At 71.3% G+C, this 26,138-nt stretch carries 24 protein-coding genes and 1 riboswitch; of the genes, 8 read left to right on the top strand and 16 right to left on the bottom strand.

Translation table 11 applies throughout. From position 1 onward, the window contains the following. The first annotated feature begins 242 nt into the window (after window positions 1–242). Complete coding sequence (locus ACGFNV_RS27000) at window positions 243–1,478, top strand: glycoside hydrolase family 18 protein (protein ID WP_393625573.1); 1,236 nt, start codon at window positions 243–245, stop codon at window positions 1,476–1,478. A gap of 52 nt (window positions 1,479–1,530) precedes the next feature. Here the strand turns inward: ACGFNV_RS27000 and ACGFNV_RS26995 are convergent, their stop codons facing one another. The 3 genes from ACGFNV_RS26995 to ACGFNV_RS26985 all read right to left on the bottom strand — a co-directional run bounded on the left by ACGFNV_RS26995 (window position 1,531) and on the right by ACGFNV_RS26985 (window position 3,903). Next, window positions 1,531–2,190, bottom strand: a complete 660-nt coding sequence (locus ACGFNV_RS26995; protein ID WP_393625571.1) for a TetR/AcrR family transcriptional regulator — start codon at window positions 2,188–2,190, stop codon at window positions 1,531–1,533. Window positions 2,191–2,257: 67 nt separating this feature from the next. Beyond that, window positions 2,258–2,398, bottom strand: coding sequence for an SCO1431 family membrane protein (locus ACGFNV_RS26990; RefSeq protein ID WP_393625569.1), 141 nt, complete (start codon window positions 2,396–2,398; stop codon window positions 2,258–2,260). An 80-nt stretch (window positions 2,399–2,478) separates the two neighbouring features. Beyond that, window positions 2,479–3,903 (bottom strand): peptidase C39 family protein, encoded by a 1,425-nt coding sequence (locus tag ACGFNV_RS26985; RefSeq protein ID WP_393625568.1) that lies wholly within the window; start codon window positions 3,901–3,903, stop codon window positions 2,479–2,481. A gap of 178 nt (window positions 3,904–4,081) precedes the next feature. Between ACGFNV_RS26985 and ACGFNV_RS26980 the strand changes: the two genes are divergently transcribed. Continuing rightward, window positions 4,082–4,741: a uridine kinase gene (locus ACGFNV_RS26980; RefSeq protein WP_393625683.1), complete on the top strand. Its 660-nt coding sequence runs from the start codon at window positions 4,082–4,084 to the stop codon at window positions 4,739–4,741. Window positions 4,742–5,170: 429 nt separating this feature from the next. After that, window positions 5,171–7,033: an AAA family ATPase gene (locus ACGFNV_RS26975; protein ID WP_393625566.1), complete on the top strand. Its 1,863-nt coding sequence runs from the start codon at window positions 5,171–5,173 to the stop codon at window positions 7,031–7,033. Between the two features lie 112 nt (window positions 7,034–7,145). On the opposite strand, the gene ACGFNV_RS26970 is transcribed toward ACGFNV_RS26975, so the two are convergent. From ACGFNV_RS26970 to ACGFNV_RS26930, 9 genes are all read right to left on the bottom strand, one after another. Continuing rightward, entirely contained in the window at window positions 7,146–8,228 is a 1,083-nt protein-coding gene (locus tag ACGFNV_RS26970) for a hemolysin family protein (RefSeq protein WP_393625564.1), read from the bottom strand. Beyond that, entirely contained in the window at window positions 8,225–9,553 is a 1,329-nt protein-coding gene (locus ACGFNV_RS26965) for a hemolysin family protein (protein ID WP_393625562.1), read from the bottom strand. The genes ACGFNV_RS26970 and ACGFNV_RS26965 overlap by 4 nt, the downstream gene beginning before the upstream one ends. 231 nt (window positions 9,554–9,784) lie before the next feature. Then, on the bottom strand, window positions 9,785–10,240 hold the full coding sequence (locus ACGFNV_RS26960; protein ID WP_393625560.1) for a PH domain-containing protein: 456 nt from the start codon (window positions 10,238–10,240) through the stop codon (window positions 9,785–9,787). Between the two features lie 18 nt (window positions 10,241–10,258). Then, window positions 10,259–11,116, bottom strand: coding sequence for an ATP phosphoribosyltransferase (gene hisG, locus ACGFNV_RS26955; protein ID WP_393625558.1), 858 nt, complete (start codon window positions 11,114–11,116; stop codon window positions 10,259–10,261). A gap of 44 nt (window positions 11,117–11,160) precedes the next feature. Beyond that, window positions 11,161–11,433 (bottom strand): phosphoribosyl-ATP diphosphatase, encoded by a 273-nt coding sequence (locus ACGFNV_RS26950; RefSeq protein ID WP_031486114.1) that lies wholly within the window; start codon window positions 11,431–11,433, stop codon window positions 11,161–11,163. Between the two features lie 33 nt (window positions 11,434–11,466). Next, complete coding sequence (gene ribH / locus ACGFNV_RS26945) at window positions 11,467–11,952, bottom strand: 6,7-dimethyl-8-ribityllumazine synthase (RefSeq protein WP_133929551.1); 486 nt, start codon at window positions 11,950–11,952, stop codon at window positions 11,467–11,469. Window positions 11,953–11,972: 20 nt separating this feature from the next. Beyond that, entirely contained in the window at window positions 11,973–13,262 is a 1,290-nt protein-coding gene (locus ACGFNV_RS26940) for a bifunctional 3,4-dihydroxy-2-butanone-4-phosphate synthase/GTP cyclohydrolase II (RefSeq protein WP_393625556.1), read from the bottom strand. Then, window positions 13,259–13,900 (bottom strand): nicotinamide riboside transporter PnuC, encoded by a 642-nt coding sequence (locus tag ACGFNV_RS26935; protein WP_393625554.1) that lies wholly within the window; start codon window positions 13,898–13,900, stop codon window positions 13,259–13,261. Before ACGFNV_RS26935 ends, ACGFNV_RS26940 begins: the two co-directional genes overlap by 4 nt. Then, window positions 13,897–14,523 carry a riboflavin synthase gene (locus tag ACGFNV_RS26930; RefSeq protein WP_393625552.1) on the bottom strand — a complete coding sequence of 209 codons (627 nt, stop codon included), beginning with the start codon at window positions 14,521–14,523 and terminating at the stop codon, window positions 13,897–13,899. The genes ACGFNV_RS26935 and ACGFNV_RS26930 overlap by 4 nt, the downstream gene beginning before the upstream one ends. A gap of 141 nt (window positions 14,524–14,664) precedes the next feature. Further along, window positions 14,665–14,795, bottom strand: a riboswitch (FMN riboswitch). 245 nt (window positions 14,796–15,040) lie between these two features. On the opposite strand from ACGFNV_RS26930, the gene ACGFNV_RS26925 reads away from it, so the two are divergent. Beyond that, a complete protein-coding gene (locus ACGFNV_RS26925) occupies window positions 15,041–15,787 on the top strand; it encodes an SDR family oxidoreductase (protein WP_393625550.1) in 747 nt (248 codons plus the stop codon). A gap of 231 nt (window positions 15,788–16,018) precedes the next feature. On the opposite strand, the gene ACGFNV_RS26920 is transcribed toward ACGFNV_RS26925, so the two are convergent. Next, the gene (locus ACGFNV_RS26920) at window positions 16,019–17,536 is read right to left on the bottom strand and encodes an ROK family transcriptional regulator (protein WP_393625548.1); all 1,518 of its coding nucleotides are present in this window, start codon (window positions 17,534–17,536) and stop codon (window positions 16,019–16,021) included. 147 nt (window positions 17,537–17,683) lie between these two features. Between ACGFNV_RS26920 and ACGFNV_RS26915 the strand changes: the two genes are divergently transcribed. Together ACGFNV_RS26915 and ACGFNV_RS26910 are read left to right on the top strand one after the other, a co-directional pair. Beyond that, window positions 17,684–18,895: an MFS transporter gene (locus ACGFNV_RS26915; RefSeq protein WP_393625546.1), complete on the top strand. Its 1,212-nt coding sequence runs from the start codon at window positions 17,684–17,686 to the stop codon at window positions 18,893–18,895. Between the two features lie 136 nt (window positions 18,896–19,031). Next, a complete protein-coding gene (locus tag ACGFNV_RS26910) occupies window positions 19,032–20,423 on the top strand; it encodes a uracil-xanthine permease family protein (protein ID WP_393625544.1) in 1,392 nt (463 codons plus the stop codon). Here ACGFNV_RS26910 and ACGFNV_RS26905 read toward each other — a convergent pair. Then, window positions 20,390–21,544, bottom strand: coding sequence for a glycoside hydrolase family 6 protein (locus ACGFNV_RS26905; RefSeq protein WP_393625682.1), 1,155 nt, complete (start codon window positions 21,542–21,544; stop codon window positions 20,390–20,392). The two genes, ACGFNV_RS26910 and ACGFNV_RS26905, sit on opposite strands and share 34 nt — an antisense overlap. Before the next feature lie 172 nt (window positions 21,545–21,716). On the opposite strand from ACGFNV_RS26905, the gene ACGFNV_RS26900 reads away from it, so the two are divergent. Then, on the top strand, window positions 21,717–22,412 hold the full coding sequence (locus ACGFNV_RS26900) for a DUF5995 family protein (RefSeq protein ID WP_393625543.1): 696 nt from the start codon (window positions 21,717–21,719) through the stop codon (window positions 22,410–22,412). A gap of 101 nt (window positions 22,413–22,513) precedes the next feature. Then, on the top strand, window positions 22,514–23,443 hold the full coding sequence (locus ACGFNV_RS26895) for an LLM class F420-dependent oxidoreductase (RefSeq protein WP_393625541.1): 930 nt from the start codon (window positions 22,514–22,516) through the stop codon (window positions 23,441–23,443). A gap of 8 nt (window positions 23,444–23,451) precedes the next feature. Here ACGFNV_RS26895 and ACGFNV_RS26890 read toward each other — a convergent pair whose 3' ends face one another. Next, window positions 23,452–25,149: a flavin monoamine oxidase family protein gene (locus ACGFNV_RS26890; RefSeq protein ID WP_393625539.1), complete on the bottom strand. Its 1,698-nt coding sequence runs from the start codon at window positions 25,147–25,149 to the stop codon at window positions 23,452–23,454. Between the two features lie 61 nt (window positions 25,150–25,210). After that, window positions 25,211–25,999: a carbon-nitrogen hydrolase family protein gene (locus tag ACGFNV_RS26885; protein ID WP_393625538.1), complete on the bottom strand. Its 789-nt coding sequence runs from the start codon at window positions 25,997–25,999 to the stop codon at window positions 25,211–25,213. Window positions 26,000–26,138 lie beyond the last annotated feature (139 nt).

The following is a 26,138-nucleotide window of genomic DNA, read 5'->3' as shown; positions in this document are numbered from 1 at the left end:
TTCTCCCGGGTCACAGAAGCGGCTGACCAGCGACTCTGCGCTGATTATGCCCGGCCGACCGGAGCGGGTCACTTGTTAACGGCCGCTCACTTCAAACAATTACCCCCACGTTCGGAAACGCGCCACCGGTATTGGTCCGAACCATTGACGTACTGGTCTAGTCCTCCTAGTCTCACGGCCACTGCTTGACCGCGTCATGCCAATCGGCGCGCGTTCCCCTCTCCCCCACGAGGAGACACCCGATGCAGACTCGCCACCGCCCCCGCGCCCTCTTCCGGGCGCTCGTCTCCGCGGCGTGTTGCGCCGTCCTCGGCGCCGGGCTGCTGGCCGGCGCGGGCTCGGCCACGGCCGAGCCGGCGCGAGAGAAGGCCGCCGCCGGCTCCAAGGTCGTCGGCTACTTCACGGAATGGGGCACCTACGACCGCAAGTACTACGTCAAGAACATCGAGACGTCCGGCTCGGCGGCCCGGCTCACCCACATCAACTACGCCTTCGGCAACGTCACCGGCGGCAAGTGCGCCATGGGTGACTCCTACGCGGCGACCGAGCGCACCTACACGGCCGCCGAGTCCGTGGACGGCGTCGCCGACACCTGGGACCAGCCGCTGCGCGGCAACTTCAACCAGCTGCGCGAGCTGAAGAAGAAGCACCCCGGCCTCAAGGTCCTGTGGTCGTTCGGCGGCTGGACCTGGTCCAGTGGCTTCGGCGAGGCCGCGAGGAACCCGGCCGCCTTCGCCCAGTCCTGCTACGACCTGGTCGAGAACTCGAAGTGGGCCGACGTCTTCGACGGCATCGACATCGACTGGGAGTACCCGAACGCCTGCGGCAACACCTGCGACACCAGCGGCAAGGCGGCCTTCAGGAACCTCATGGCCGCGGTGCGCGCCAAGTTCGGTTCCGGCAACCTGGTCACCGCGGCGATCACCGCGGACGCGACTCCGGGCGGCAAGATCGACGCGGCGGACTACGCGGGCGCGGCGCAGTACGTGAACTGGTACAATCCGATGACGTACGACTTCTTCGGCGCCTGGGACGCGACCGGGCCGACGGCCCCGCACTCCCCGCTGAACTCCTACTCCGGCATTCCCAGGGCGGGTTACTACACCTCGGCGACCATCGCCAAGCTCAAGGGCCTCGGCATCCCGGCCTCCAAGCTGCTCCTCGGCATCGGCTTCTACGGCCGCGGCTGGACCGGCGTGACCCAGTCGGCCCCCGGCGGCACCGCGACCGGCCCGGCGGCGGGGACGTACGAGCAGGGCATCGAGGACTACAAGGTGCTGAAGTCGAAGTGTCCGGCGACGGGGACGGTGGCCGGGACGGCGTACGCCAAGTGCGGTTCCAACTGGTGGAGTTACGACACCCCGGCGACCATCGGGACCAAGATGACGTACAAGAACCAGCAGGGTCTGGGCGGGACGTTCTTCTGGGAGCTCAGCGGCGACACCGCGGGGGGTGAGCTGATCAAGGCGATCAACTGACAGAGCCGACGGGGGACTTGGGGCGGAGGACCACGAGCCTCCGCCCCTCGCGTCAGCCGTCCCGGCGGGCGGACTCCGGGGCCGGGTAGGCGGGGTCGAGCTCCTGGATGGCGCGCATGGTGCCGCCCAGGGTTCTCACCAGGAGTTCGCGCATGGTGTCCCGGGACAGTTCCGGGCGGTCGATCCAGTCGAGGGTCGCGCCCTCGACGCTGCACACCCAGCCCAGCAGACCCATCCGGGCCAGCGGAGCGATGTCGCTGCGGCCGTACGCGCCCTCGGCGATGGTCGCGACGATCGCCTCGCGCACGCCGTCCCGAATCGCGTGCACCTCGGTGTCGAAGCCGACGCCCCCGCTGACGATCGTGCGGTACGCGGCCTGGTTGTGCTCGGCGTAGCGCAGATAGCTGTCGATCGTGCGATGGACGCGGTCCACGGCGGCCAGTTGGTGGCCGCTCGCCGCGAAGGTGACCAGGTCGGCGACGGAGTCCTGGATGATCGCCAGGTAGTAGCCGCGCTTTGACTGGAAGTAGTAGTAGATCAGCCCCTTGGCGACATGCGCCTGCCGGGCGATGTCATCCATGGAGAGCGCGTCGTACGACGTGTCGGCGAACAACTTCCGCCCGATGGCGATGAGTTCGGTACGGCGCGCCAGCGAGCGCTCGGTGCCGCGCGGCCGTGGGCGGGCAGCGTCACGCTGTTGACTGATATTCAATTTCGACCCTGGTCTTCCAACGAGCGGCGGGACATCCGCAGTATGGCAGGTCGGATCGAGGCTCAGATCACAGCAGTCCCAGTTGCGCCACGAGCATCGCGACGACCACGACGAGGGTCCAGCCCATGACGTGTTCGAGGATCTGCGGGCCGTCTTCCCGGGGGCCGCCGGTGCGGGCACGCGGGGCTGTGGTGGCGGGTGCGCTCATTCGTCCACCTTGCCACCGTCGGCGGCTTTTGCGGCGGAGACGTTGGTCACAGGGCCCCGGGTAAACGGGGCCCTGCCGGTTCAGCGGACGCCCACCGCCGCGAGGGCGCCGCGCTGGCGCGCGGTCGGGTGGGCCGGGAAGTAGAGGTAGCAGACGCCCCCGGTCCCGGAGACGATCTTGCCACTGGCGTTGTACCGCTTGGTGCGCAGCCAGATATTTTCCCACTCGCGCCGCCCGTAGACCCGCCGCACCGCCTCGTCGTTCGGCGAGGCCGGGTCGTTGGCGATCACGTCACCGTCGGCAGTGAAGCCGATCACGGTCATCAGGTGCCCGGACGTGCCGTACCCGGCTCCCGTGAGCTCCTCCTTGAGAAAGGACTGGGACGTTATGGCCGGGATGCCGGCCGCGATCAGTGTCTCCAGGTCGGTGAGGGAGCCGAGACGGGTGACCACGCCCTGCAGGCCCTTGAAGGTGGCCGCGTAGGCGGCGTTGAACGGCCAGTTCCCGCAGCCCGCGTACTGGTAGTCGTAGGTATGGCGGGCCGCGTGGCACACCTGCGGGTCGGCGTACGCGGGGTCGACCCAGGCCAGGTCCTCGGAGGTGAGGCGGCCGCCCCAGTACTCGACGATCATCTGCGAGGAGGTGGGGCTGCACCAGGCCTCGCCGCCGTTGTCGTACTCCGGGTACTGGCCCGCGTGGATCTCCTGCGAGTAGCGCGGGACGGTCAGCTCCCGCGCGAGGCCGGGCACCGAGGCCGGGACGGTGAAGCGGTCGGGCACGTCGGAGCCCATCGCGCCGAGCCGCCAGACGGTGGGGGTCAGCTTGGTGCCGGGCCTGCGGTAGAGGGTGAGCCGCAGCCGGTACGAGACGAGGCGCAGCCCGGTCGACGGGTCGTCGATCGCGAAGGTGTCCGTCCAGACGGTGCTCTTGCCGTCGGTCTGGTCGTCGACGGAGGTCCGCCTGATGTCCTGGTCGCCGGCCGCCCAGCGGCCCATCACGTACCAGGGGGCGCTCGTGCCGTCGGAGTACGTCCCCGTGAGCTCGACCTGGATCCAGGTGCCGGCCGGGGTGCGCGCGTTCCAGGAGGCGATCACCTCCGAGGCGGGGACGTTGAGCCGGTGCACACCGGACGTCCAGGTCGCGTACTCCCAGGTGGCGGTCGTGCCGGTGTGCGGGTCGGTGTACTCGGTGGTGCCGGCGGGAGCGGCGATCTCCAGGCCGGGACGGGTACCGGCGACGGCACGGGTGCCGTTGGCGGTGCCGCCGCACCAGTCGGTGTACGTGGTCCAGGCGCGGTTGTCGACCGGGCGGGCCGGTGCGCGGGCGGGAGTGGCGGCGGGATCGGTCACGGCGTCGGATGGGGTGCCGAGTGCGGGGTCGGGCCCGGGGCCCGCGGTGGGGTCGGGCCTGGTGGCGGCCATCGCCGGGCCGGCGGCGCCGGTCATCGCGGCGGCGACCGCGGCGGTCAGGACGGTTCTGCGGGACGGCTGTTCGGCTCTGCTCATGGGTGGAAGACCCCCAGGTGTCCGAGTCGGGGCAGGTCCTTTGCACGGCTGTGCGCCCACTATGGACGCAGCGACCTGCTCCTGCCAGCACTTCGCCGCACGGCGCGGCGAGCAACATTGGTCTCGGCCGGTGGCGGGAGCCGGTGGCACACCGGGAGCCCCGCCCCAGGCCCCTAGAATCCACCCGCCCAGCCCCGCCGCACCCCAGGGAACCACCATCGACACCCTCGTCTCCCGGCTCCGTCGGCTCCCCCCGTCCTGCGGACCGGTCCGCCTGATCGGCGTCGACGGGCACGCCGGATCCGGAAAGAGCACGTTCGCCGGGGAGTTGGCGCGAGAGCTGGACGACGCCCCGGTCCTGCACCTCGACGACATCGCGACCCACGACGAGCTCTTCGCGTGGGACGCACGCCTGCTGACCCGGGTGATCGAGCCGCTCGGCCGCGGCGAGACGGCGCACTACTCCCCCTACGACTGGCGCGCCCGGCGCTTCGGAGCCGAGCGGGCGCTCCCGCCGGCCCCCTTCGTCGTGATCGAGGGGGTCGGCGCCGGACGGCGGAGCCTGCGCCCGCATCTCGCACAGCTGTTGTGGATGGAACTGCCACCGGAGGAGTCCTGGGAACGGGGGCGCTCACGGGACGGGGAGGAGCAGCGCGAGTTCTGGACGGGATGGGTCCGCGCGGAGCGGCGGCACTTCGCCGAAGACCCCTCCCGGCCCCATGCCGATCTTCTGGTACGGCAGTTGAGTGAGGGGTACGAGGTGCTTCCCGGGCCTGCTGGGACGGTTGGACCGGACCAGAAAATCACTCACCGTGACGACCCGCCCTCAATGTGGTGAAGCTGTGAAGGCACTTGCCCGCCAACTTGCGGGAGTGCCTCAACTCGGCTTGACCGGGGCGCCGTACAGGACTTACGTTCTCAATGTGCGGCAATCGAAGCCGCCCCAAGACGCGAAGCCCCCGGTTGTTCCCCCGTGATCGGGGGCTTCGTTCTGCCCTCTTCCGCTCTTGCGGGCGCCGGACGGCGCGATTCGCTCACCCTCGGTCACCACGCCACACGCGCCCCGTCCGCTCCCACCTCGTCAAACGAGCTGCACGCACCCTTCGGCGGGCGACACCCCCACGGGTACGATGCCCTCGGTGCGACCTACGGACGGCTGCTTCGCGCACTGTTGCAACTCCGGTCCGCGGTACGGCGGTTCGATCAAGGCGGCCGACGGGTGACGGCTCGGCGGTCAACCGACGGGGCACGGTTTGTGGGGGACGTGATGGACTTCGGCACGCAAGGCCCCGAGGCCCCGGCCGACCTCGCCTGGCTGCGAGGTGTGGACGCCTACACGATGGGCGCCTATCCGCAGGCGGAGGAGGAGTTCCGCACCGCGGTGCGGATCGATCCCGGGATGGCCGACGGCTGGCTCGGCCTGCACGCGCTGCGTGTCGACACGACGACCGCGCTGCTGCGGATGTTCCGCCACCGGGACCGCTTCGGCGAACAACGCACCCGGCACCGCCGCGCGCTCAACTCCTGGTACTGGCTGGGCTGGTGGGTGCAGCCCGTCCTGGAGAGCCCGCGTGACCTGCTGCTCGCGCACGCCTCGCACTGGCTGGACGGCCGCCACGTCCCCGAGCTGGACCGCGCGCTCGCCGGTCTGCCGCCGGTGGACGCCGACCACCACGTCCGCTTCCTGCACGCGTGCCGCGCCTATCTGGTCAAGGACTGGGAACAGCTCGTCCGGCACACCGACCCGCTGCTCGACGACCCGCTGCTCGGCATCGAGGCCGGCCTGTTCGGCGGCATGGCCCGGGTCCGGCTGGAGATGTACAGGCAGGCCGAACCCCTTCTGTCGGCGGCCCTGATGCGGTGCCGCAGCGAGCAGCCGCAGCGCAAGGAGCTGCGCTACTGGCTGGCCCGGGCGCACGAGGGCACGGGCCGCAGCGCGGCCGCGCTCCCGCTCTACCGTGCCGTGCACCGGGTCGACCCCGCCTTCATGGACACCTCGGCCCGGCTCGCGGCGATCGCCGAGGGCGACGGCTACGACGATCCCGCCGGCCTCGCCGCGATCACGCTCACCGGAATGGGCCAGGACAGCGTGGACGGGCCGGACACCCTCGACCCGCTCTTCGGCACCGAGGGGCGCGACCTCCGGCTCCCCGACGCCGACCTCCCGCCGACCGTTCCCCTGCCGTCGGTCACCGATCCGGCCGTACGCGAGAAGACGCTCGTACCGTCGGCGCTGCCCGCCGGGCCCACCGATCCCGAGTTACTGGAGGAGGCGCTCACCGAACTGGAGCGCATGGTGGGGCTGGAACCGGTGAAACGCCAGGTCAAGGCCCTGTCGGCGCAGTTGAACATGGCGCGGCTGCGGGCCGGGCAGGGGCTGCCGGTGCAGCCGCCCAAGCGCCACTTCGTCTTCTCCGGCCCCTCCGGCACCGGCAAGACCACGGTCGCCCGCATCCTCGGCCGCGTCTTCTACGCCCTCGGGCTGCTCGGCGGCGACCACCTCGTGGAGGCCCAGCGGGCCGACCTCGTCGGCGAGTACCTCGGGCAGACGGCCGTGAAGGCCAACGAGCTGATCGACTCCGCGCTCGGCGGTGTCCTCTTCGTAGACGAGGCGTACTCGCTGTCCAACTCCGGCTACGGCAAGGGGGACGCGTACGGCGACGAGGCGCTCCAGGTGCTGCTCAAGCGGGCCGAGGACAACCGCGATCACCTCGTCGTGATCCTCGCCGGCTATCCCGAGGGCATGGACCGGCTCCTCGCCGCGAACCCCGGGCTGTCCTCCCGCTTCACGACCCGCGTCGACTTTCCGTCGTACCGGCCCCTCGAACTCACCTCGATCGGTGAGGTGCTCGCCGCGGAGAACGGGGACGTGTGGGACGAGGAGGCGTTGGACGAGTTGCGGTCCATCGCGGGGCACGTCGTCGAGCAGGGGTGGATCGACGAGTTGGGGAACGGGCGGTTTCTGCGGACGCTGTACGAGAAGAGCTGCGCGTACCGAGATCTACGGTTGTCCACGTATCCGGGGTCGTTGACTCGGGACGACTTGTCGACTCTGCGGTTGCCGGATCTGATGCAGGCGTACGGGGAGGTGCTGTCGGGGCGGGGGCCGCAGGATCCGTCGGCGATGTGAGGTTTTTCGCCGGGTGCCCGGTGCTGGGGCAGACAGGTGGGTTTCGCTTGCCCGCGCGTGCGGGGTGCCGCTGCGCCCACCCGTACCGCCCCAGCGGCACGCTTGCCCGCAGCTAGGCCATTGCCCCCTCCGGCTCCCCGCTCACCCTCGGTTCCGTCACCCGTACCTCCGGTGTTTCCCGGTGCGCCGGGTCCCGTACCTCGCCGACCAGCAGCTCCAGTACGTCCTCCAGCGTGACCAGCCCCAGCACCTTGCCGGACGTGTCGGCCACCTGCGCGAGGTGGGTGGCGGCTCGGCGCATGACGGTCAGCGCGTCGTCCAGCGGCAGCTCGGACCGGAGGGTCGTCATCGGCCGCCATATCTGCTGCGGCACCGCACGCTCGGAGTCCTCGAGGTCGAGTACGTCCTTCACGTGCAGGTAGCCCATGAAGGCGCCGTTCTCCGTGGCGACGGGGAAGCGGGAGTACCCGGTGCGGGCGGTGAGGGCGACGATCTGGCCCGGGGTGACCGCGGGGTTCACCGTCACCAGGGACTCACGGCTCAGGAGCACGTCCGTCACCGGACGGGAGCCCAGTTCGAGGGCGTCCTCCAGGCGCTCCTGTTCCTCGGGGTCGAGGAGGCCCGCCTGGCCCGAGTCCTCCACCAGCCGGTTGAGCTGTTCGCTGGTGAAGACGGCCTCGACCTCGTCCTTCGGTTCGACGCGGAAGAGCCGCAGAATGCCCTGTGCGACGGCGCCGAGGGCCACGGTGATCGGCCGGCAGACGCGGGCGAAGGCGACCAGGCCGGGGCTGAGCCACAGCGCGGCCTTCTCCGGCGCGGCCATCGCGAGGTTCTTCGGGACCATCTCCCCGATGACGAGGTGGAAGAAGACCACGGCGGCGAGCGCGATCATGTACCCGAGGGGGTGGATCATGCCGTGCGGGAGGTGGATCCACTCGAAGACCGGCTCCAGCAGATGTGCCACCGTCGGCTCGGCGACCGCGCCCAGGGTCAGTGAGCAGATGGTGATGCCGAACTGGGCCGCCGCCATCATCTGCGGCAGGCGCTCCAGGCCGTAGAGGACCTGGCGGGCGCGGGCGGTGCCGAGGGGTTCGATCTGGCTGCGGCGGACGGAGACGAGCGCGAACTCGGCGCCGACGAAGAAACCGTTGGCGAGCACGAGCAGCGCGGCGAAGAGGAGTTGGAGCACGCTCATCGGGCGGCCTCCACCACGACGGGGGATGTCCTGACGAGCCGTACCCGCTCGGCGCGGTAGTGGCCGACCTGGCGTACGGTGAGCCGCCAGCCGGGCAGCTCGGTCCTGTCGCCGACGGCCGGGATGCGGCCGAGCAGGTCGGCGACCAGGCCGGCGACGGTCTCGTAGGGCCCTTCGGGCACGTCGAGGCCTATGCGCTGGAGGATGTCGACGCGGCAGCTGCCGTCGGCGTCCCAGGCGAGCCGGCCGTCCTCGGGCGGGACCGCCGCGAGTTCGGGCACGTCCTGGCCGTCGTGCTCGTCACGGACCTCGCCGACGATCTCCTCGACGATGTCCTCCAGGGTGACGACACCGGCCGTGCCGCCGTACTCGTCGACGACGACCGCGATGGGCTGCTCGCTGCGCAGCCGGGTCAGCAGGGGCTGCACCGGGAGCGTCTCGGGGACGAGCAGCGCGGGGCGGGCGATGCGGTCGACGGGGGTGCGCAGCCGTTCGTGCACGGGGACGGCGAGGGCGTCCTTGAGGTGGACCATGCCGACGATCTCGTCGATCTTCTCCCGGTAGACGGGGAAGCGGGACAGGCCGGTCGCGCGGGTCAGGTTGACCACGTCCTCGGCCGTCGCCGACGACTGCAGGGCGCTGACCTTCACGCGCGGGGTCATGACGTGCTGCGCGGTCAGCTCGCCCAGGGACAGCGTCCGTACGAAGAGGTCGGCGGTGTCCTGTTCGAGGGCGCCGGCCTGCGCGGAGTGCCGGGCCAGGGAGACGAGCTCGTCCGGGGTGCGGGCGGAGGCCAGCTCCTCGGTCGGCTCCACGCCCATGGCCCGCACCAGACGGTTGGCGACCGCGTTGAGGGCGGCGATGACCGGTCGGAACAGGCGTGCGAAGGCGTGCTGCGGGCCGGCCACGAAACGGGCGACCTGGAGGGGCCGGGACACCGCCCAGTTCTTGGGCACGAGTTCGCCGACCACCATCTGTACGGCCGAGGCCAGCAGCATGCCGACGGCCACGGCGACACCGGAGACGGCGCCCTCGGGGATGCCGACGGCGGTGAAGGGGCCGTGCAGCAGCTCGGCGAGCGCCGGTTCGGCGAGCATGCCGACGACGAGGGAGGTGATGGTGATGCCGAGCTGGGTGCCGGAGAGCTGGAAGGACAGCTCCTTCAGCGACTCGACGACCGTACGGGCTCGTTTGTCGCCCTCGGCGGCGGCCTTCTCGGCGTCCGGGCGCTCGACCGTCACCAGGCCGAACTCGGCGGCCACGAAGAAGCCGTTGGCGAGGATGAGCAGGAACGCGGCTGCCAGGAGCAGCAGTGGGGTGGTCATGATGCCGCCGCCTCCGCGTGGCCGCGCGTCTCGGCGCGGTCCGTGCTGGGTCGGGAGGGGGCGGCGCAGGTACTACAGGACGATCCGTCCATCGCCGGAGAGGGTCACTCCTCGCATAGCTGGAACTCCTGTGCGCCGGGTGACACGACAGGAGCGGAGGCGCGGGAACGCGCCTCCGCCCACCAGATTAATCAAGACACCCGCCTTAGCGGCAGGGTGGCGGGCCCTGAGTCAGCCCCGATGTTGCTCGGGGTCCTGGATGGACCGGGCCTCGGCGAGGGCGCGCAGCGTCCGCGCGTCCTCGATGGCGCGCTGCTTGGCGATGCCCGGCTGGATGCCGAGTGCGGGCAGGCTGGTGCCGTCGCTGAGGTCGAGGAAGACCCAGGGGTCACCCGGTCGGAGGTTCACCCGGAGGATTTCCTCCCAGGCCAGGCGCCTCCTGCTCGCGATGTTCACGACGGTGACGCCCGAGTCGTCGGCGACGACCTTCACCCGGGCGAGCATGGCCAGCACCCCGAAGATGAGGGCTCCGGTGACGATGAAGCTGAGGCGCTCCCCCGGACCGAGCTTTTCGAGGAGCAGCGCGATGGCGGAGATCACCACGAAGATCGCGACCCCGGCGGTGAGCAGGACCACACGGGTGCGGCCCGGCCGGAAAGTGACGGGCAGGGTGGGCAGATCGGACATCGGTCTACGGCCCCCGGGTCAGAGGCGGCAGGCGTGGATGGCCGTGGTCAGGATGGCCCGGGCGCCGATGTCGTACAGGTCGTCCATGATCCGCTGGGCCTCCTTGGCGGGGACCATGGCGCGGACGGCGACCCAGCCCTCGTTGTGCAGCGGGGAGACGGTCGGGGACTCCAGGCCCGGCGTGAGCGCGACGGCCTTCTCCAACTGCTCGACCCGGCAGTCGTAGTCCATCATCACGTACGTCCGGGCGACCAGGACGCCCTGGAGGCGGCGCAGGAACTGCTGAACCTTCGGCTCAGCGGCCTCCTCCGTGTCCGCGCCGGTGCGGCGGATCACGATGGCCTCGGACTTCATGATGGGCTCGCCGAAGACCTCCAGGCCCGCGTTGCGCAGGGAGGTGCCGGTCTCCACGACGTCGGCGATGACCTCGGCCACCCCGAGCTCGATGGCGGTCTCGACGGCGCCGTCGAGGTGGACGACGGAGGCGTCGATGCCCAGGTCGGCCAGGTGCTTGGCGACGATGCCCTCGTAGGAGGTGGCGACCGTCCGGCCGTTGAGGTCCTCGACGCCGGCGGCCGTGCCCGGCTTGGCGGCGTAGCGGAAGGTGGAGCGGGCGAAGCCGAGCGGGAGGATCTCCTCGGCGTTGGCGCCGGAGTCGATCAGCAGGTCGCGGCCGGTGATGCCGATGTCGAGGCGGCCGGAGGAGACGTAGATCGCGATGTCGCGGGGGCGGAGGTAGAAGAACTCGACCTCGTTCTCCGGGTCGACGATCCGCAGTTCCTTGGACTCGCGGCGCTGCTGGTAGCCGGCCTCATGCAGCATCTCCGCCGCAGGGCCTGACAGGGAACCCTTGTTGGGGACGGCGATGCGCAGCATGAGGCGAGCTTCCTTCGTTCGTACGGGAATGGAGTTCGGTGCGATCAGAGGTGGGCGTAGACGTCGTCGAGGGAGATCCCGCGGGCGACCATCATCACCTGGACGTGGTACAGCAGCTGCGAGATCTCCTCGGCGGCCGCCTCCTTGCCCTCGTACTCGGCGGCCATCCACACTTCGGCGGCCTCCTCGACGACCTTCTTGCCGATGGCATGGACGCCCTTGCCGACCAGCTCAGCGGTGCGGGAGGTGGCGGGGTCGCCGTTTGCGGCCTTGTGCTGGAGCTCGGTGAAGAGCTCCTCGAACGTCTTCTTGGACATGGTGGCGCCCACTTTACGCGTGTGCCGACCGGCCTAACGCCACGGTTCAGATACTGAGCGGAGGGTGGCCGCGGTCGCCACCGCCGCCGTCACCGCCTCGTGTCCCTTGTCCTCGTTCGAGCCCTCGATGCCCGCGCGGTCCAGGGCCTGTTCCTCGGTGTCGCAGGTCAGCACGCCGAAGCCGACGGGGACGCCGGTGTCGATGGAGACCTGGGTGAGGCCCTGGGTGACGCCTTGGCACACGTAGTCGAAGTGGGGGGTGCCGCCTCGGATGACGACGCCCAGGGCGACGATCGCGTCGTAGCCGCGGCCCGCGAGGACCTTGGCGACCACCGGGAGCTCGAAGCTGCCGGGGACCCGGAGCAGGGTCGGCTCGTCGATCCCCAGCTCGTGCAGGGCGCGCAGGGCGCCGTTGACCAGACCGTCCATCACCTTCTCGTGCCACTGTGCCGCGATGACGGCGACCCGCAGGTCTCCGACGTTGCGTACGGACAGTTCCGGTGCACCCTTGCCGCTCACGTCTCTCCTCAGTGCTGTTCTTACTGGTTGCCGCAGGGCGACACGGTGGCCGTGTCCAGCCAGGGCAGGTCGTGTCCCATCCGGTCCCGCTTGGTGCGCAGGTAGCGGATGTTGTGCTCGCCCGCCTGGACGGGCATCGGCTCGCGGGCCGAGACCTTCAGTCCGTGCCGGACGAGCGCGTCCGTCTTCTCGGGGTTGTTGGTCATCAGCCGCACGCTGCGCACGCCGAGGTCCTCGAGGATCTGCGCGCCGGCCGCGTAGTCACGGGCGTCGGCGGGCAGGCCCAGCTCCAGGTTGGCGTCCAGGGTGTCGTGGCCCTGTTCCTGAAGCTCGTACGCCCTCAGTTTGGACAGCAGGCCGATACCGCGGCCCTCGTGTCCGCGCAGATAGACCACCACGCCCCGGCCTTCGGCCTGGATGCGCTGGAGGGCGGTGTCGAGCTGGGGGCCGCAGTCGCAGCGGGCCGAGCCGAAGATGTCTCCGGTGAGGCATTCGGAGTGGACGCGGACGACGACGTCCTCGCCGTCGCCGATCTCGCCGTGGACGAGGGCGACGTGCTCGACGCCGTCGACGGTGGAGCGGTATCCGTACGCGGTGAAGGTGCCGTGCACGGTGGGCAGCCGGGTCTCGGCCTCGCGGCGGACCGTCGGCTCGGCGGAGCGGCGGTAGGCGATCAGGTCCTTGATGGAGATGATCGTCAGGCCGTGCTTGCGGGCGAACGGGATCAGCTCGGGCAGCCGCAGCATCTGGCCGTCCTCGCCCGCGATCTCGACGATGGTGCCGACGGGGCGCAGGCCCGCGAGGCGGGCGAGGTCCACGGCGGCCTCGGTGTGACCGTCGCGCGTGAGCACACCGCCGGGCTTGGCCCGCAGCGGGAAGATGTGGCCGGGGCGGACGAGGTCGTCGGGTTCGGCGGTGCCGCTCGCGAGGAGCTGGAGGGTGGTGGCGCGGTCGGAGGCGGAGATGCCGGTGGTCACGCCGTGCGCGGCGGAGGCGTCGACGGAGACCGTGAACGCCGTCTTCATCGACTCGGTGTTGTCGTCGACCATCTGCGGGAGCCGGAGCCGGTCGAGTTCCGCGCCCTCCATGGGGGCGCAGATCAGGCCGCGGCACTCGCTCATCATGAAGGCGACGATCTCGGGGGTGACCTTCTCGGCGGCCATGACGAGGTCGCCCTCGTTCTCCCGGTCCTCGTCGTCGACGACCACGACCGGGCGGCCGGCCGCGATGTCGGCGATGGCCTGCTCGACCGGGTCGAGGGTGAGGTCCGCGTAGCCCTCGGTGCTGTACAGAACGGGTGCCGCGCTCATGCCGGCGCTCCTTCCAGAGCGGGCCGCGCGCCCTTGCGGGAACGCAGCCACCAGTCGCGCATGCCCCACAGGACGAGCGCGCCGTAGATGACGTAGACGAAGCCGGAGAAGGCGTAGCCGTTGGCGAAGTTCAGGGGGACGCCGACGAGGTCGACGAGGAGCCAGGCGAACCAGAACTCGACCATGCCGCGGGCCTGGGCGTACATGGCGACGATGGTGCCGACGAAGATGTAGGCGTCGGGCCAGGGGTCCCAGGACAGGCTCGGGTAGGCCTTGAAGAGGAGGGCGACCCCGACCGTGCCCGCGGCGGCCACGCCGACCATCGCCGCGCGCTCGGTCCATGTGGCGAACCGCGGGGCGATGTGACCGTCCTCGGCCTGGCCCTTGTTGCGGTTCCACTGCCACCAGCCGTACAGCGCGACGACCATGACGACGACCTGCTTGCCGGCGCTGCCCGTGAGGTGGCCGAAGAAGGCGCCGAAGAGGACGAGGCCGGAGAGGAACTGCACCGGCCAGGTCCACAGGGAGCGGCGCCAGCCCAGGGCGAGGGTGATCAGGCCGAGGATGTTGCCGATCATGTCCGACCAGAGGATGCGCTGGTCGAGGAGGGTGAACGCCTCGGAGTTCAGCCAGTTCACTGAGCCGCCCCCTGACCCGTCGTCGACTGACCAGTCGTCGTCGCGAGCAGGCGCTCGACGTACTTGGCGACGATGTCCACCTCGAGGTTGACCGGGTCGCCCGCCTGCTTCACGCCCAGCGTGGTCAGGTCGAGGGTGGTGGGGATGAGGCTGACGGTGAAGTGGTCGGGCCCGGCCTCGACGACGGTGAGGCTGATGCCGTCGACCGTGATGGAGCCCTTCTCGACCACGTACCGGGAGAGGTCGGCGGGGAGGGAGACCTTCACGAGCTCCCAGTGCTCGGACGGGGTGCGCTCCAGGACGTGACCGGTGCCGTCGACATGGCCCTGGACGATGTGTCCGCCGAGGCGGGCGCCGACCGCGGTGGGGCGTTCGAGGTTGACCCGGGAGCCGACGGCGAGGGCGCCGAGGCTGGAGCGCTTGAGGGTTTCCGCCATGACGTCGGCGGTGAACTCGTCGCCCTCGTGCTCGACGACCGTGAGACAGACCCCGTTGACGGCGATGGAGTCGCCGTGCTTCGCGCCGTCGGTGACGACGGGGCCGCGCAGCCGGAAGCGGGCGGCGTCGCCGAGGTTCTCGACGGCGGTGACCTCACCCAGCTCTTCGACGATTCCGGTGAACACTCCCGGGTCCTCCTGCCTCTTCGGGCACGGACTCCGGGGCTGTCGATGACGACAGAATGTACGAACCGGCACCGGGGCGTCGCCGGACAGACTCGCCCACATGGACGAGCACGGACGGCGGCGCGCACGAATGCCCGCCCGTCGCGCACTGCCTCCCATCCGGACTTTAACCGTCGGTCCAGGAATTTCACCTGGTCAACCGATCGCTGGAAGCGACCGGGTCGCGGACTGTAACCGCCGGTTCGGACTTTCACCGACCCCGGAGTGCGCTGCTTCTGATACAAGGCAAGTGTGCCACGGCTGATCGACGTCCATACGGGCGAACGGTGTGGGGTGGCTCACACAACGTGTCGCTGGACTTCCTGAGCGTGGCACTGCCGCACCCGCATCGGCCTGAGGTGCCCCTGGTGCCCGATGCCGGGATGCTGGGCGATGTCACATCACGCGGGTCTGTTCGGTCATAGCTGACAAGGGGCGTTCCGTACGGGAGCGCCCGATGTTCGGAGGGACGGCGACCATGACCACCATCCTGGTGACCGGCGGCACCGGAACGCTCGGCCGGCTCGTCACCGAGCGGCTGCGCGCGGACGGGCGGGAGGTGCGGGTGCTCAGCCGGCACACCCAGCCCTACGCCGTGGACCTGCGCGAGGGCGGGAGCGGGCTGGACGCGGCCGCCGAGGGCGTGGACACGATCGTCCACTGCGCGAGCACGCCCCGCGGCGGTGACGAACGGGCGGCGACCAACCTCGTCGCGGCGGCGCGGCGGGCACAGGTGGGCCATCTCGTCTACATCTCGATCGTCGGCGTCGACCGGGTGCCGTTCGGCTACTACCGCACCAAGCACACCGTGGAGCGGCTGATCGAGGAGTCGGGGCTGGGCTGGACGGTCCTGCGGACGACCCAGTTCCACGATCTGCTCGTCCAGTTGTTCCAGGGGTTGGCCAAGTCACCGGTGATGCCCCTGCCGGCCGGCGTCCGGGACCAGCCGATCGAGGTGCGCGAGGTCGCTGCGCGGCTGGCGGAACTGGCCACGGGAGCGCCCGTGGGCCGCACCGACGACATGGGCGGACCCGAGGTGCGGACCTTCAAGTCCCTGGCCCAGGCGTACCTCGCGGCGACGGGCCGGCGCCGACTGCTCACGAACGTGCCGCTCTGGGGTGCGGCCTACCGGGGCTTCCGGGACGGGGGTCATCTGGCGCCGGACCAGGCGGTGGGGAAGGGCACGTTCGAGGAGTACTTGGAGCGGCGGTTCGGGCGGAGGTGAGGCCGGGTGGGGGCTCCGGGGGGCGGCTTGCGGGAGGGAAACGAGGGGGCGGGGCCGCGCAGCGTGGGCGCGGGGCCGGGCAGCACGAGAACCGGGCCAGGCCGCGCGAGCGCGAGACCGGACAACGTGAAAACGGGGCCAGGCCACGCGTGCGCGAGGACGGACAGCGCGAGCGCGAGGGGAGGCGCGCTGGTGCGAGGCGACGCCGGCGCGGGCGCGAGGCCTGGGTCGCTATCGCTCCGGCGGTGCGAACAGTTCCTCCTGGGCCGCCTCCCGCGCCGTCAGCAGCGCGCCTCGCAGCACGGCACCGCCGCCCAGGACGCTCGGCCGCACCTCCGTGGCCAGCGGCGACATCCGACGGACCCGTTCCTCGACCCGGGCGGCGAGCAGCGCTCCCCCGGCCTGCCCCGTCTCCCCGCCGATCACCACGCACCCCGGGTCCAGGACCGCGACGACGGAGGCGACGCCTATGGCGAGCCGGTCGGCAAGGGCGTCCAGGAAGCGATCGGCGGCGTCGAGGCCACGCACCGGGTCCGGGGCGGCGTCGAGACCGCCCACCGGGTCCGGGGCGGCGTCGAGACCGCCCACCGAATCCGAGGCGGCGTCGAGACCGCCCACCGGGCCCAAGGCGGCATCCGTGTCCGCAGGGACACCGGAGTCGCCCTGGGCACCGGTTCCCACATCGGCGGGTCGACCTGGCTCCGCCGTCACCTCGGACACCGGATCAGCCTCACGCCGGACGTCGGCCCCGGCCTCACCCCGCACGCCCGCCCCGGCCTCAGCCTCACCCCGCACACCCGCCCCGGCTCCAGCCGCGGTCCCGGCCCGCTCGCCCCCTACGACGTCCACGGCCCCCCGCACCACCCGCGCCCCCAGCGGTCCGCTGCCCGGCGTCGCGCCCGTCTCCTCCACCCGCACCCCGAAGCGTCCCGCCAGTTCCCCGACGGCTCCCGACCCGGCCAGCGAGTGGAAGCCCCCTTCGCAGTCCGTGGCCGAGGGGAGCCCCGCGGTCCCCGGTACCGGCAGGAAGCCGATCTCGCCGGTGCCGCCGGAGGCGCCCCGTCTCAGCCGGCCGTCGAGGACGACCGCCGCGCCCGTGCCGTGGCCCAGCCAGAGGAGGACGAAGGTGTCGCGGTCGCGGGCGGCGCCCTCGCGCTGCTCGGCCAGGGCCGCGAGGTTGGTCTCGTTCTCGACGATGACGCGGGCCTGCGGGAGCCGTTCCTGAAGGGCGGCGACCAGGCGGCGGTGCCAGGCGGGCAGCCCCGGGGAGTCGCGGAGTTCACCGCTCGCGGGGTCGATGAGGCCGGGTGCGCCGAGGCCTACGGTGTGCAGACGGTCGGCCCCGGCCTCCTTCACCACGCGCTCGACGAGCGCGACCGCCTGCTCCACGGCGGGCCCCGTCCCCGTGTCGTCGCCGATCGGTACGGACGCCTCTGCGAGCACCCGGCCGAGCAGGTCGGACACGACCACGGAGACGCCCTCGGTCCGCACGTCCAGGGCCGCCAGATGGGCCCGGTCGGCGACGATGCCGTACAGCTTGGCGTTCGGCCCCCGGCGCTGCTCCCCCGCCTCGCCGACGACCGCGATCAGACCGGCGGCGGTGAGGCGCTCGACGAGGTCGGCGACCGTCGGCCGGGACAGGCCGGTCAGCTGCTTCAACTGGCCTGCCGTCAGCGGGCCTTCCTGCTGCAACAGCCGCAGGGCGAGCCGGTCGTTGATGGCCCGGGCGGTGCTCGGGGATGCGGGCATGCCGGGAATCCTCCCACTTCGGCGGCGCGGCACGACTCCGCGCCCGATGTCCACCCGACGCCTATCTATCAGGCAGGGTTCCTGATAGTTTACGCGAGGCCGCCGTCCGAGAGCGGGTCGGGACACGTACCGGGGAGGGGCCGGAGAATGAGTGGAGTGGTCTACGAGCAACGTGAGGTGAGGCGCGCCCGGTACGCCGTGGCGGCCGTCTTCGCCGCGCACGGAGCCGTCACCGGGTCGTTCGCCACCCGCGTGCCGTGGATCCAGGACCACGCCTCGGTGAGCGCGGGCCAGCTGGGCATCGCCCTCGCCTTCCCCGCGTTCGGCGCGTCCGTGGCGATGCCGCTCGCGGGCAGCGTCAGCCACCGCTTCGGGGCCCGCAACGCCCTGCGCGGACTGATCGCCCTGTGGACCCTGGCGTTGGTGCTGCCGTCCCTCGCCCCGAACCTGCTCACGCTCTGCCTGGCCCTGTTCGTCTACGGGGCCACGGCCGGTATGGCGGACGTGGCGATGAACGCGCTCGGCGTCGAGGTCGAGTCCCGGCTGGGCCGGTCGATCATGTCCGGTCTGCACGGCATGTGGAGCGCGGGCGCCCTGATCGGCTCGGCGGCGGGCACCCTCGCCGCACACCTGGGCTCCGACGCCCGGCTGCACCACGCCCTGGCGGCCGCCGTGCTGACCGTCCTCGGTGTGGGCGCGTGCACGTGGGTGCTGGATCTGCAGCCCGCCGAGGACGAGGAACCGCCGCCACGGTTCGCCCTGCCGCCCAGGTCGGCGCTGCTCATCGGCGCGGTCGGCTTCTGCGCGGTGTTCGCGGAGGGCGCGAGCCTGGACTGGTCCGCGGTGTACCTGCGCGACCAGTTGGAGGCGTCCGCCGGTCTCGCGGCGGCCTGCACGACGGGCTTCACGCTCACCATGGCGATCGCCCGGATCGCGGGCGACAGGGTGGTGGACCGGTACGGCTCCGTGCGCACGGTCCGGGTGAGCGGTGTCCTCGCGGCCCTCGGCGGTGTGCTGATCGTCGTGGCGAACCATCCGGCCGTCGCCATGGGCGGCTTCGCGTTGATGGGCCTCGGCATCGCCGTGGTCGTCCCGCTCTGCTTCGCCGCGGCCGGTCGCAGCGGGCCCAACCCGAGCCTGGCCATCGCGGGCGTGGCGACCATCACGTACACCTCGGGTCTGATCGCGCCGAGCGCGATCGGCACGCTGGCCCAGGTGACCAGCCTGGTGGTGTCGTTCGGTCTGGTGACGGTGCTGGCCGGCGGGCTCGCGGTGTTCGCGGGCGTGCTGCGCAGCGGCGACCGGGACCGTCCGAAGATCAGTCGTCCGAGCGCCGAGGTGTCCGATCCGCGGCCCTGAACCCGTCGCTCGCGGCGCGGTCGGCTCGGCGCGGGGACCCCTGGGCGGAGGCTCACCTTCCCCTTCACCCGACAATGGTGACCCGTAAGGGGTCCTTGTACTGAGCCCGACCGCACGACGAAAGCGACACCCCACCATGGATCTTGGCGTCCGCTGGAAACTGCACGGCGACGGACGCACTCCGGCCCCCGGAGCCGTGGTCCGCCCCGACGAACGGCTCTCCTGGCCCCGCACGGTCGGGCTCGGCGCCCAGCATGTGGTGGCCATGTTCGGCGCGTCGTTCGTGGCCCCGGTCCTGATGGGCCTGGACCCGAACCTGGCGATCATGATGTCCGGCGTGGCGACCGTGATCTTCCTGCTCGCGACCCGCGGCCGGGTGCCCAGCTACCTGGGCTGTTCGCTCTCCTTCGTCGGCGTCGCGGCGGTCATCCGCGCCCAGGGCGGGACCAGCGCCACCGTGACCGGCGCGGTCCTCGTCGTCGGGGTGGCGCTGTTCCTGGTCGGTGTCGCCGTGCAGCGCTTCGGGGCGCGGATCATCCACGCCACGATGCCGCCGATCGTCACCGGCGCGGTCGTGATGCTGATCGGCTTCAACCTCGCCCCGGTGACGGCCACCACGTACTGGCCGCAGGACCAGTGGACCGCCCTGCTGGTCATGCTGTTCACCGGTCTGGCGGTGGTCTGCCTGCGCGGCTTCTGGTCCCGTATCGCGATCTTCCTGGGCCTGGTCTTCGGCTACGGCATCTCCTGGGCGTTCGACCGGATCTTCGGCCGCATCCACGCGGCGGACGGCAGCGGCAAGGTCACCGACCACTGGCGGCTGGACCTGTCCGGTGTGAGCCACGCCGACTGGATCGGCCTGCCGTCCTTCCACGCACCGTCCTTCGAGTGGTCCGCGATCCTGGTCGCCCTGCCCGTCGTCATCGCGCTGGTCGCGGAGAACGCCGGGCACGTCAAGGCGGTCGGCGAGATGACGGGCGACCCGCTCGACGACAAGCTCGGTACGGCGATCGCGGCCGACGGCGTCGGCTCCGTGCTGTCCACCGCGGTCGGCGGCCCGCCGAACACGACGTACTCCGAGAACATCGGCGTCATGGCCGCGACCCGCGTCTACTCGACGGCCGCGTACTGGGCCGCCGCGGGCTTCGCCCTGCTCTTCGGGCTCTGCCCCAAGTTCGGCGCGGTCGTGGCCGCCGTCCCGGGCGGTGTCCTCGGCGGCATCACGGTCATCCTCTACGGCATGATCGGCCTGCTCGGCGCCCAGATCTGGATCAACGCCGGGGTGGACCTGCGCAATCCGCTGAACCTGGTGCCGGCTGCTGCGGGCGTCATCATCGGCGTCGGCGACGTCACGATGAAGTTCTCCGACACCTTCTCCCTCAGCGGTATCGCCCTGGGCACCCTGGTCGTCATCACCGGCTACCACGCCCTGCGCGCCTTCGCCCCGGCCCACCTCAAGACGCAGCAGCCGCTCCTCGACGAGGGCACCAGCTCCTACGACGACGAGAGCCCGCGCGCCAATTCGTAGGCGTACGACGGGGAGAAGGCGCCCGGCGTGCCCTTGCAGCCGTCCGACTCCCCCGGCAGCTTCACCCACAGGTAGGCGTCGATGCGTGCCTGGCCGGTGTTCAGCGTGGGCACCTGGCCGATCCTCCGCCCGGCCGGGTCGCACCACTGGCCGTCGGCCGGGGCGCCGTTGCCGTTGCGGCTGGTGTCGATGACGGCGCCGAGGCTCGCCGGGCCGCCGAGGGCGTCGAGGACCTGTCGATCGTAGGCGATCTCGTCGGCCGTGGAGTGGAAGTTGGAGACGTTGCTGAAGACGCCGTCGGAGGAGGCGGGTGAGGCGGCGCCGGCCTGCTTCAGCCAGGCCGCCTGCTTCGCGGGCGCGTTCCAGCCGGAATGGCCTGCGTCGTAGTAGACCCGCGCCTTCGGGTCGGAGGCCTTCAGGACGCGGCCCGCGCGGGCCAGCGAGGCGAACCGGTCGGCGCGCGGGCCGGCCCCGAGGCACTCGGACTGGGCGACGGAGTCGGGCTCCAGGATGACCACGACCTCGCCCGAGCCCAGCCCGGCCGCGAAGGCGTCGATCCAACGGTCGTAGGCGTCCAGGTCCGGCGCCCCGCCCTGGGAGGCGCCGCCGCAGTCACGGCCCGGGATCGCGTACGCGACGACGACCGGCACCCGCCCCTGGACCGAGCCGGCCGCGGTGACCGCGCGGACCCGTGCGGTGATGGTCGCGGGCGAGAAGTCGGCGAACCACACCGCCGCCGGCCGGTCCGCGATGAGGGACCTGATGACCTCGCGGCGCGGGTCGTCGGGGTGGGCGCCCACCCAGTCGAGGACCTGGGAGGCGGGATGTCGGTACAGACCCGCGGAGACGGCGGCGGACCGTGCCTCCGTCCCGGTCGCGGTGGCCGACGGCGAGGCGCTCGCCCTCCTCTTCGGGTGCGCACGCGAAACGGAGGGCGACGGCGAGACGGTCGGCGAGGTCGAGGACGACGCCGACGGCAGGACGGGGAACGAGTCGAGGCGTGCCGAGCGACTCACGGTCACGTCCGGCGCCGCCTGGTCGGACCCGCGCCCCTCGTCGAGCGCGGACAGCGTCCCGGTAACGGTGGCGACCGCTACCACGACCGACGCCGCGGCGACCATCGCGCCTTGCCGGACGGCACGCCTGCGTTCGGCTCGGCGTGCGGCAAGTCGCTGGGCACGTAAGCCTGACACGGTGGTGTTCCCCTCCCCCACGGCGGTCGCGTTCCCCCGTTCTGGGGAAGCGTCGGGCCCGCCGGCACCCGGATCAGCGTAGGGCTGCGACCCTGCCGTCATGCCGCAATCGGAACAGTTCACGCGATCCGTGGACTCGGTGGACACCGTCGTGTCCCGCATGCGCGCCCTGGCCGCCGCCCTGCCCGAGCGGGACGGGATCGCGGTCTTCAACCGCGTCTACCTCACCGTCACGGAGGAGGTCGAACGGCACATCGACGCGGGCCGCTTCGACAGCGCCCGGGCCGCGATCACGCTGGACGTACGGTTCGCGGAGCGGTACCTCGCGGCCGTCGACGCGGCGGCGAACGGGCGTCGCCCACCGGCCTGTTGGCGGCCCCTGTTCCAGTTCAGACGCCACCCCGGCGTACGACCGCTGCAGTTCGCGCTGGCGGGCATCAACGCGCACATCGGGCACGACCTGGCGCTCGCCGTCGTGGACGCCTGTCGTACGTTGGGCTGCGAACCCGCCGATCTGGAGGACGAGTTCGACCGCGTGGGCGACCTCCTCGTCTCGCTGGAGGAGCGCGTCCGCGAAGATCTGATGCCGGGCCCCGACCTCCTCCAGATCGCCGACCCGCTCACCCATCTGCTCGGCTCGTGGAGCCTGGAGCGCGCCCGGGACGCCACCTGGGCTGCGGCGCGAGCACTGTGGGCGCTGCGCGGACTGCCCGGTCTCGCCGCGGACTTCACCGAACGCCTCGACGCGGCGGTCGGCTTCGCGGGGCGCATGCTGCTCACGCCGATGCCCGACTGATCCACCCGCCGGGTGGCCGATTCCGGCGCATGACCGCCCAACTACTCGATGAAAGTTGTACGTTCGACAGGAATCGACCATCTGTCGAAGGAGCGGTGGGCATGGCGACCAGGCTGGGACTCGGCCTCCCTCAGAACAAGCAGTACGACCTCGGACGCGACGTGCCCGACGTGGCGCGCGCCGCCGAGCGGATCGGCTACGAGAGCCTCTGGGTGTACGAGCGCGCCTTGTTCCCGGAGCCCGCCACCCAGGGCCTGTACGGCATCGAGGGCCTGCCCTGGCCGGACGCCTACCGCGGTGTGGCCGAGCCCCTGGTCACCCTCACGCTCGCCGCCGCGGCCACCGAGCGGGCCCGACTGGGCACGAGCGTGCTGGTCGCCCCACTGCATGTGCCGTTCCAGCTCGCCAAGGCCCTCGCGACCCTGGACGCGGCGAGCGGCGGCCGGGTGATCGCAGGCTTCGGCACCGGCTGGTCGCTCGACGAGTACGCGGCCGCCTCGGTACGGCCCTTCGAGGAGCGCGGCCAGGTGCTGGACGAGCTGATCGAGGTGTGCCGCGCCGTCTGGGGCCCGGACCCGGTGTCGTACGACGGGCACCTCACGAAGATCGCGTCGGCCGTCGTCGGACCGAAGCCCGCCCGGCCGATCCCGATCCTGCTGGCGGCGAGTTCGCCGAAGGCCCAGCGTCGGCTGGTCGACAGCGCCGACGGCTGGATGCCGGTGGGCATGGGCGCCGAAGCGCTCGCCAAGCAGTGGAAGCAGCTCCAGGAACTCGCCGCCGAGCGCGGACGCACGGAGCCGATCCAGACGGTCCTGCGCGCGAACCCGCACTATCTGGCCGGGGGTTACGACGGCTCCGACCGTCAGCCCTTCCAGGGCGGCGTCGACCAGATCGTCGAGGACCTGGCCGCACACGCCGAGGTCGGCCTCGAGGAGATCCTGATCGATCTCCAGGGCACCACCCGCGACGCCCAGGAGCTCAAGGACGTCGCCGCCGAGGTCTTCGAGAAGGCGCGCGCGGCCGGGATCTGATCCCCGGGTCAGTCCTCCGGCAGTTCGACCGGTGCGATCTCGTCGTACACGTCGCCCGGGCCCGGGTTGGTCGAGTCGGTCGTGCCGCCGAGGTGGTGCATGACGCCCCAGACCGCGTTCAGCGCGGTCTGGATCGCGCCCTCGGCCCAGCCCGCCGTCCAGGAGATGTCGTCGCCGGCGAGGAAGATGCCCCGCTTGTCCTCGGGCAGGCGGTCCTGCATGAAGTGGGTGAACAGGCGCCGCTGGTAGCGGTAGTGGCCGGGCAGGTTGGCCTTGAACGCGCCCATGAAGTAGGGCTCGTTCTCCCAGGAGACCGTCACCGGGTTGCCGATGATGTGCTTCCTGATGTCGACCTTCGGATAGATCTCCCCGAGTGACTTCAGCATGACCTCCATCCGCTCGTTCGCGGACAGCGGCAGCCACTTCAGGCTGTCGTCGCACCAGGTGTAGGAGAGGCAGATGACGGCGGGCTTGTCGGGGCCGTCGTCGAGGAGGTAGGTGCCGCGCGTCATCCGGTCGGTCAGCGTCATCGACATGACGTCCCGGCCCGTGTCCTCGTCCTTGTCCAGCCAGAAGGGGCGGTCGACCGGCACGAACAGCTTGGAGCTCTCCATGTAGTGGGTGCGCTCGATCGCCGTCCAGTGGTCGATCGGGAAGAGCGAGTCGTCACAGGCGATCTTCGACAGCAGCATCCAGGACTGGGCGGTGAAGATCGCCGCCTGGTAGGTGCGGATGTCGCCGTTCGCGTCCGTCACCGTGATCCGGTTGCCGGTGGTGCGGTGCAGCCGGGTCACCGCGGGGCGCGGCTCGCCGCCCTCGTGCAGACTCGCCAGCGAGGTGCCCTGGGCCCAGTGCACGATCTTCTCCGGCTCGCGCTCCCACAGGCGCAGCGGGAGCTGCTGGGAGCCGCCGACGATGCCGCGGTGGTGGTCGTCCGCCTCGGTGTAGACGACCCGGAGGATCTCCAGGATGGAGTTGGGGAAGTCGGTGTCCCAGCCGCCCGTGCCGAAGCCGACCTGGCCGAAGATCTCGCGGTGCCGGAAGGACTTGAAGGCCTCGGAGTCGCAGAGGAAGCCGTAGAAGGTCTGGTTGTCGAGCTTCTCGACGAGCCGGGACCAGATCTCGCGGATGCGCGGCACGTCCCGTTCGCGCAGGGCGCGGTTCATGTCGGAGAAGTCGGCGCCCTCTTCGAGGCACCGGTTCCAGGCCTCGGCGACGTCGCGGTAGACCTGCGGGAGGTCGTCGATCGTCTCGGCGTAGTGCGACTCGCCCTTGAGGTCGACGACCGTCGAAGGGGTCCCCTCCGCGAGGGGGTTGGGGAACGGGCGGGTCTCCAGACCCACCAGGTCGATGTAGTGCTGGAGCGCCGTGGAGGACGGCGGGAAGCGCATCGCGCCCATCTCGGCGGTCAGCGACGGGTCGCAGCCGTCGAAGCCGACGGTGCGCAGCCGGCCGCCGATCCGGTCGGCCTCGTAGACGACGGGCTTGAGGCCCATCTTCATCAGCTCGTAGGCGGCCACGATGCCGGACAGGCCGCCGCCGATGACCGCGACCTCGGTGCCGTGCTCGGTGGCCGGTATCTGGCCGAGGCCCGCCGGGTGGGCGAGGAAGTCGTCGTACGCGTAGGGGAAGTCCGGGCCGAACATGGTGATCGGCGGCTGCTGCTCGTCTGCGTGCTCGACGGCGTTGGGCACCGTGGACGTCATGGGGTACGGACTCCTTGCGCGAAGAGAACTCAGGGGGAGGTTCGGGGAGAGGCTCGGCGGGTCAGACCAGGGCCCCGTAGAGGCCGGGGCGGCGGTCCTTCAGATATGGGTTCGCCTCGCGCGAGGCCGCCAGGAAGGCGGGGTCGGCGTCGGCGAACACCAGTTCCTCGCCGCGACCGGCGCGGGCGCGGGCGACTCCGTCGGGGCCGGCCAGCGTGGAGAGCCCGACGAACTCGAACTCCCCTTCCGCGCCGACCCGGTTGACGTAGGCGACGTACATCTGGTTCTCGAAGGCGCGCACCGGGATCACCGACTCGGCGACGAACTGGAAGGGGTGCATCTGCGCCGTCGGCACCACCAGGAGGTCCGTGTCGGCGAGGGCGTGGGCGCGGACGTTCTCCGGGAACTCGACGTCGTAGCAGATCATCAGGCCGACGGTGAGGCCGCCCAGTTCGGCCTGGACGACCGGCTGGTCGCCCGGGACGAAGTGGTCCTGCTCGAAGCAGCCGAAGAGGTGGGTCTTGCGGTAGTTGGCGAGCCGGGTTCCGTCGGAGGACATGAGCTGGGCGGAGTTGTAGACCACGTCGGAGGAGCGCTCCGGGTACCCGTACGCGATCGCCAGCCCGTGCCGGGAGGCGATCTCGGCGATCGCGTCCGCGGAGTCGCCGTCGGCGGGCTCGGCGAGGCGGGCGATGTCGTCGCCGATCGCGTACCCGGTGAGGAACATCTCCGGCGCGACGACCAGCCCGGCTCCCGCGGCGGCGGCGCGGCCGGCGGCCTCGTCGAGGACCCTGAGGTTCCCGACGACCGAGCCGGGACGGCCGGAGCTCTGGAGCAGGGCGGTGCGCATGCGTGTCCTCACCGGGGCGGAAGGGTGGTTGTGGGGGCCATGTAGACGGTACGGGCGGCGGACTCGGGCGGACAAGAAGGAGCCGTTGCGCGCCGGTGAGCGGATCATTGCGTCGCGAGGCGCCTCAGCGGCGATTCGT

Origin of the sequence: Streptomyces sp. NPDC048751 (assembly GCF_043198595.1) — a bacterium.
Classification (GTDB): Bacteria; Actinomycetota; Actinomycetes; order Streptomycetales; family Streptomycetaceae; genus Streptomyces.
The sequence above is the reverse complement of the archived record's forward strand: the minus strand, read 5'-3'. Positions and strand labels throughout refer to the sequence as shown.

Coding starts and splice junctions, on each gene's coding strand:
- ACGFNV_RS27000 (WP_393625573.1), top strand. CDS start 243: ATGCAGACTCGCCACCGCCCCCGCGCCCTCTTCCGGGCGCTCGTCTCC.
- ACGFNV_RS26990 (WP_393625569.1), bottom strand. CDS start 2,398: ATGAGCGCACCCGCCACCACAGCCCCGCGTGCCCGCACCGGCGGCCCC.
- ACGFNV_RS26985 (WP_393625568.1), bottom strand. CDS start 3,903: ATGAGCAGAGCCGAACAGCCGTCCCGCAGAACCGTCCTGACCGCCGCG.
- ACGFNV_RS26975 (WP_393625566.1), top strand. CDS start 5,171: ATGGACTTCGGCACGCAAGGCCCCGAGGCCCCGGCCGACCTCGCCTGG.
- ACGFNV_RS26970 (WP_393625564.1), bottom strand. CDS start 8,228: ATGAGCGTGCTCCAACTCCTCTTCGCCGCGCTGCTCGTGCTCGCCAAC.
- ACGFNV_RS26965 (WP_393625562.1), bottom strand. CDS start 9,553: ATGACCACCCCACTGCTGCTCCTGGCAGCCGCGTTCCTGCTCATCCTC.
- ACGFNV_RS26960 (WP_393625560.1), bottom strand. CDS start 10,240: ATGTCCGATCTGCCCACCCTGCCCGTCACTTTCCGGCCGGGCCGCACC.
- hisG (WP_393625558.1), bottom strand. CDS start 11,116: ATGCTGCGCATCGCCGTCCCCAACAAGGGTTCCCTGTCAGGCCCTGCG.
- ACGFNV_RS26950 (WP_031486114.1), bottom strand. CDS start 11,433: ATGTCCAAGAAGACGTTCGAGGAGCTCTTCACCGAGCTCCAGCACAAG.
- ACGFNV_RS26940 (WP_393625556.1), bottom strand. CDS start 13,262: ATGAGCGCGGCACCCGTTCTGTACAGCACCGAGGGCTACGCGGACCTC.
- ACGFNV_RS26925 (WP_393625550.1), top strand. CDS start 15,041: ATGACCACCATCCTGGTGACCGGCGGCACCGGAACGCTCGGCCGGCTC.
- ACGFNV_RS26920 (WP_393625548.1), bottom strand. CDS start 17,536: ATGCCCGCATCCCCGAGCACCGCCCGGGCCATCAACGACCGGCTCGCC.
- ACGFNV_RS26915 (WP_393625546.1), top strand. CDS start 17,684: ATGAGTGGAGTGGTCTACGAGCAACGTGAGGTGAGGCGCGCCCGGTAC.
- ACGFNV_RS26910 (WP_393625544.1), top strand. CDS start 19,032: ATGGATCTTGGCGTCCGCTGGAAACTGCACGGCGACGGACGCACTCCG.
- ACGFNV_RS26905 (WP_393625682.1), bottom strand. CDS start 21,544: ATGGTCGCCGCGGCGTCGGTCGTGGTAGCGGTCGCCACCGTTACCGGG.
- ACGFNV_RS26900 (WP_393625543.1), top strand. CDS start 21,717: ATGCCGCAATCGGAACAGTTCACGCGATCCGTGGACTCGGTGGACACC.
- ACGFNV_RS26895 (WP_393625541.1), top strand. CDS start 22,514: ATGGCGACCAGGCTGGGACTCGGCCTCCCTCAGAACAAGCAGTACGAC.
- ACGFNV_RS26890 (WP_393625539.1), bottom strand. CDS start 25,149: ATGACGTCCACGGTGCCCAACGCCGTCGAGCACGCAGACGAGCAGCAG.
- ACGFNV_RS26885 (WP_393625538.1), bottom strand. CDS start 25,999: ATGCGCACCGCCCTGCTCCAGAGCTCCGGCCGTCCCGGCTCGGTCGTC.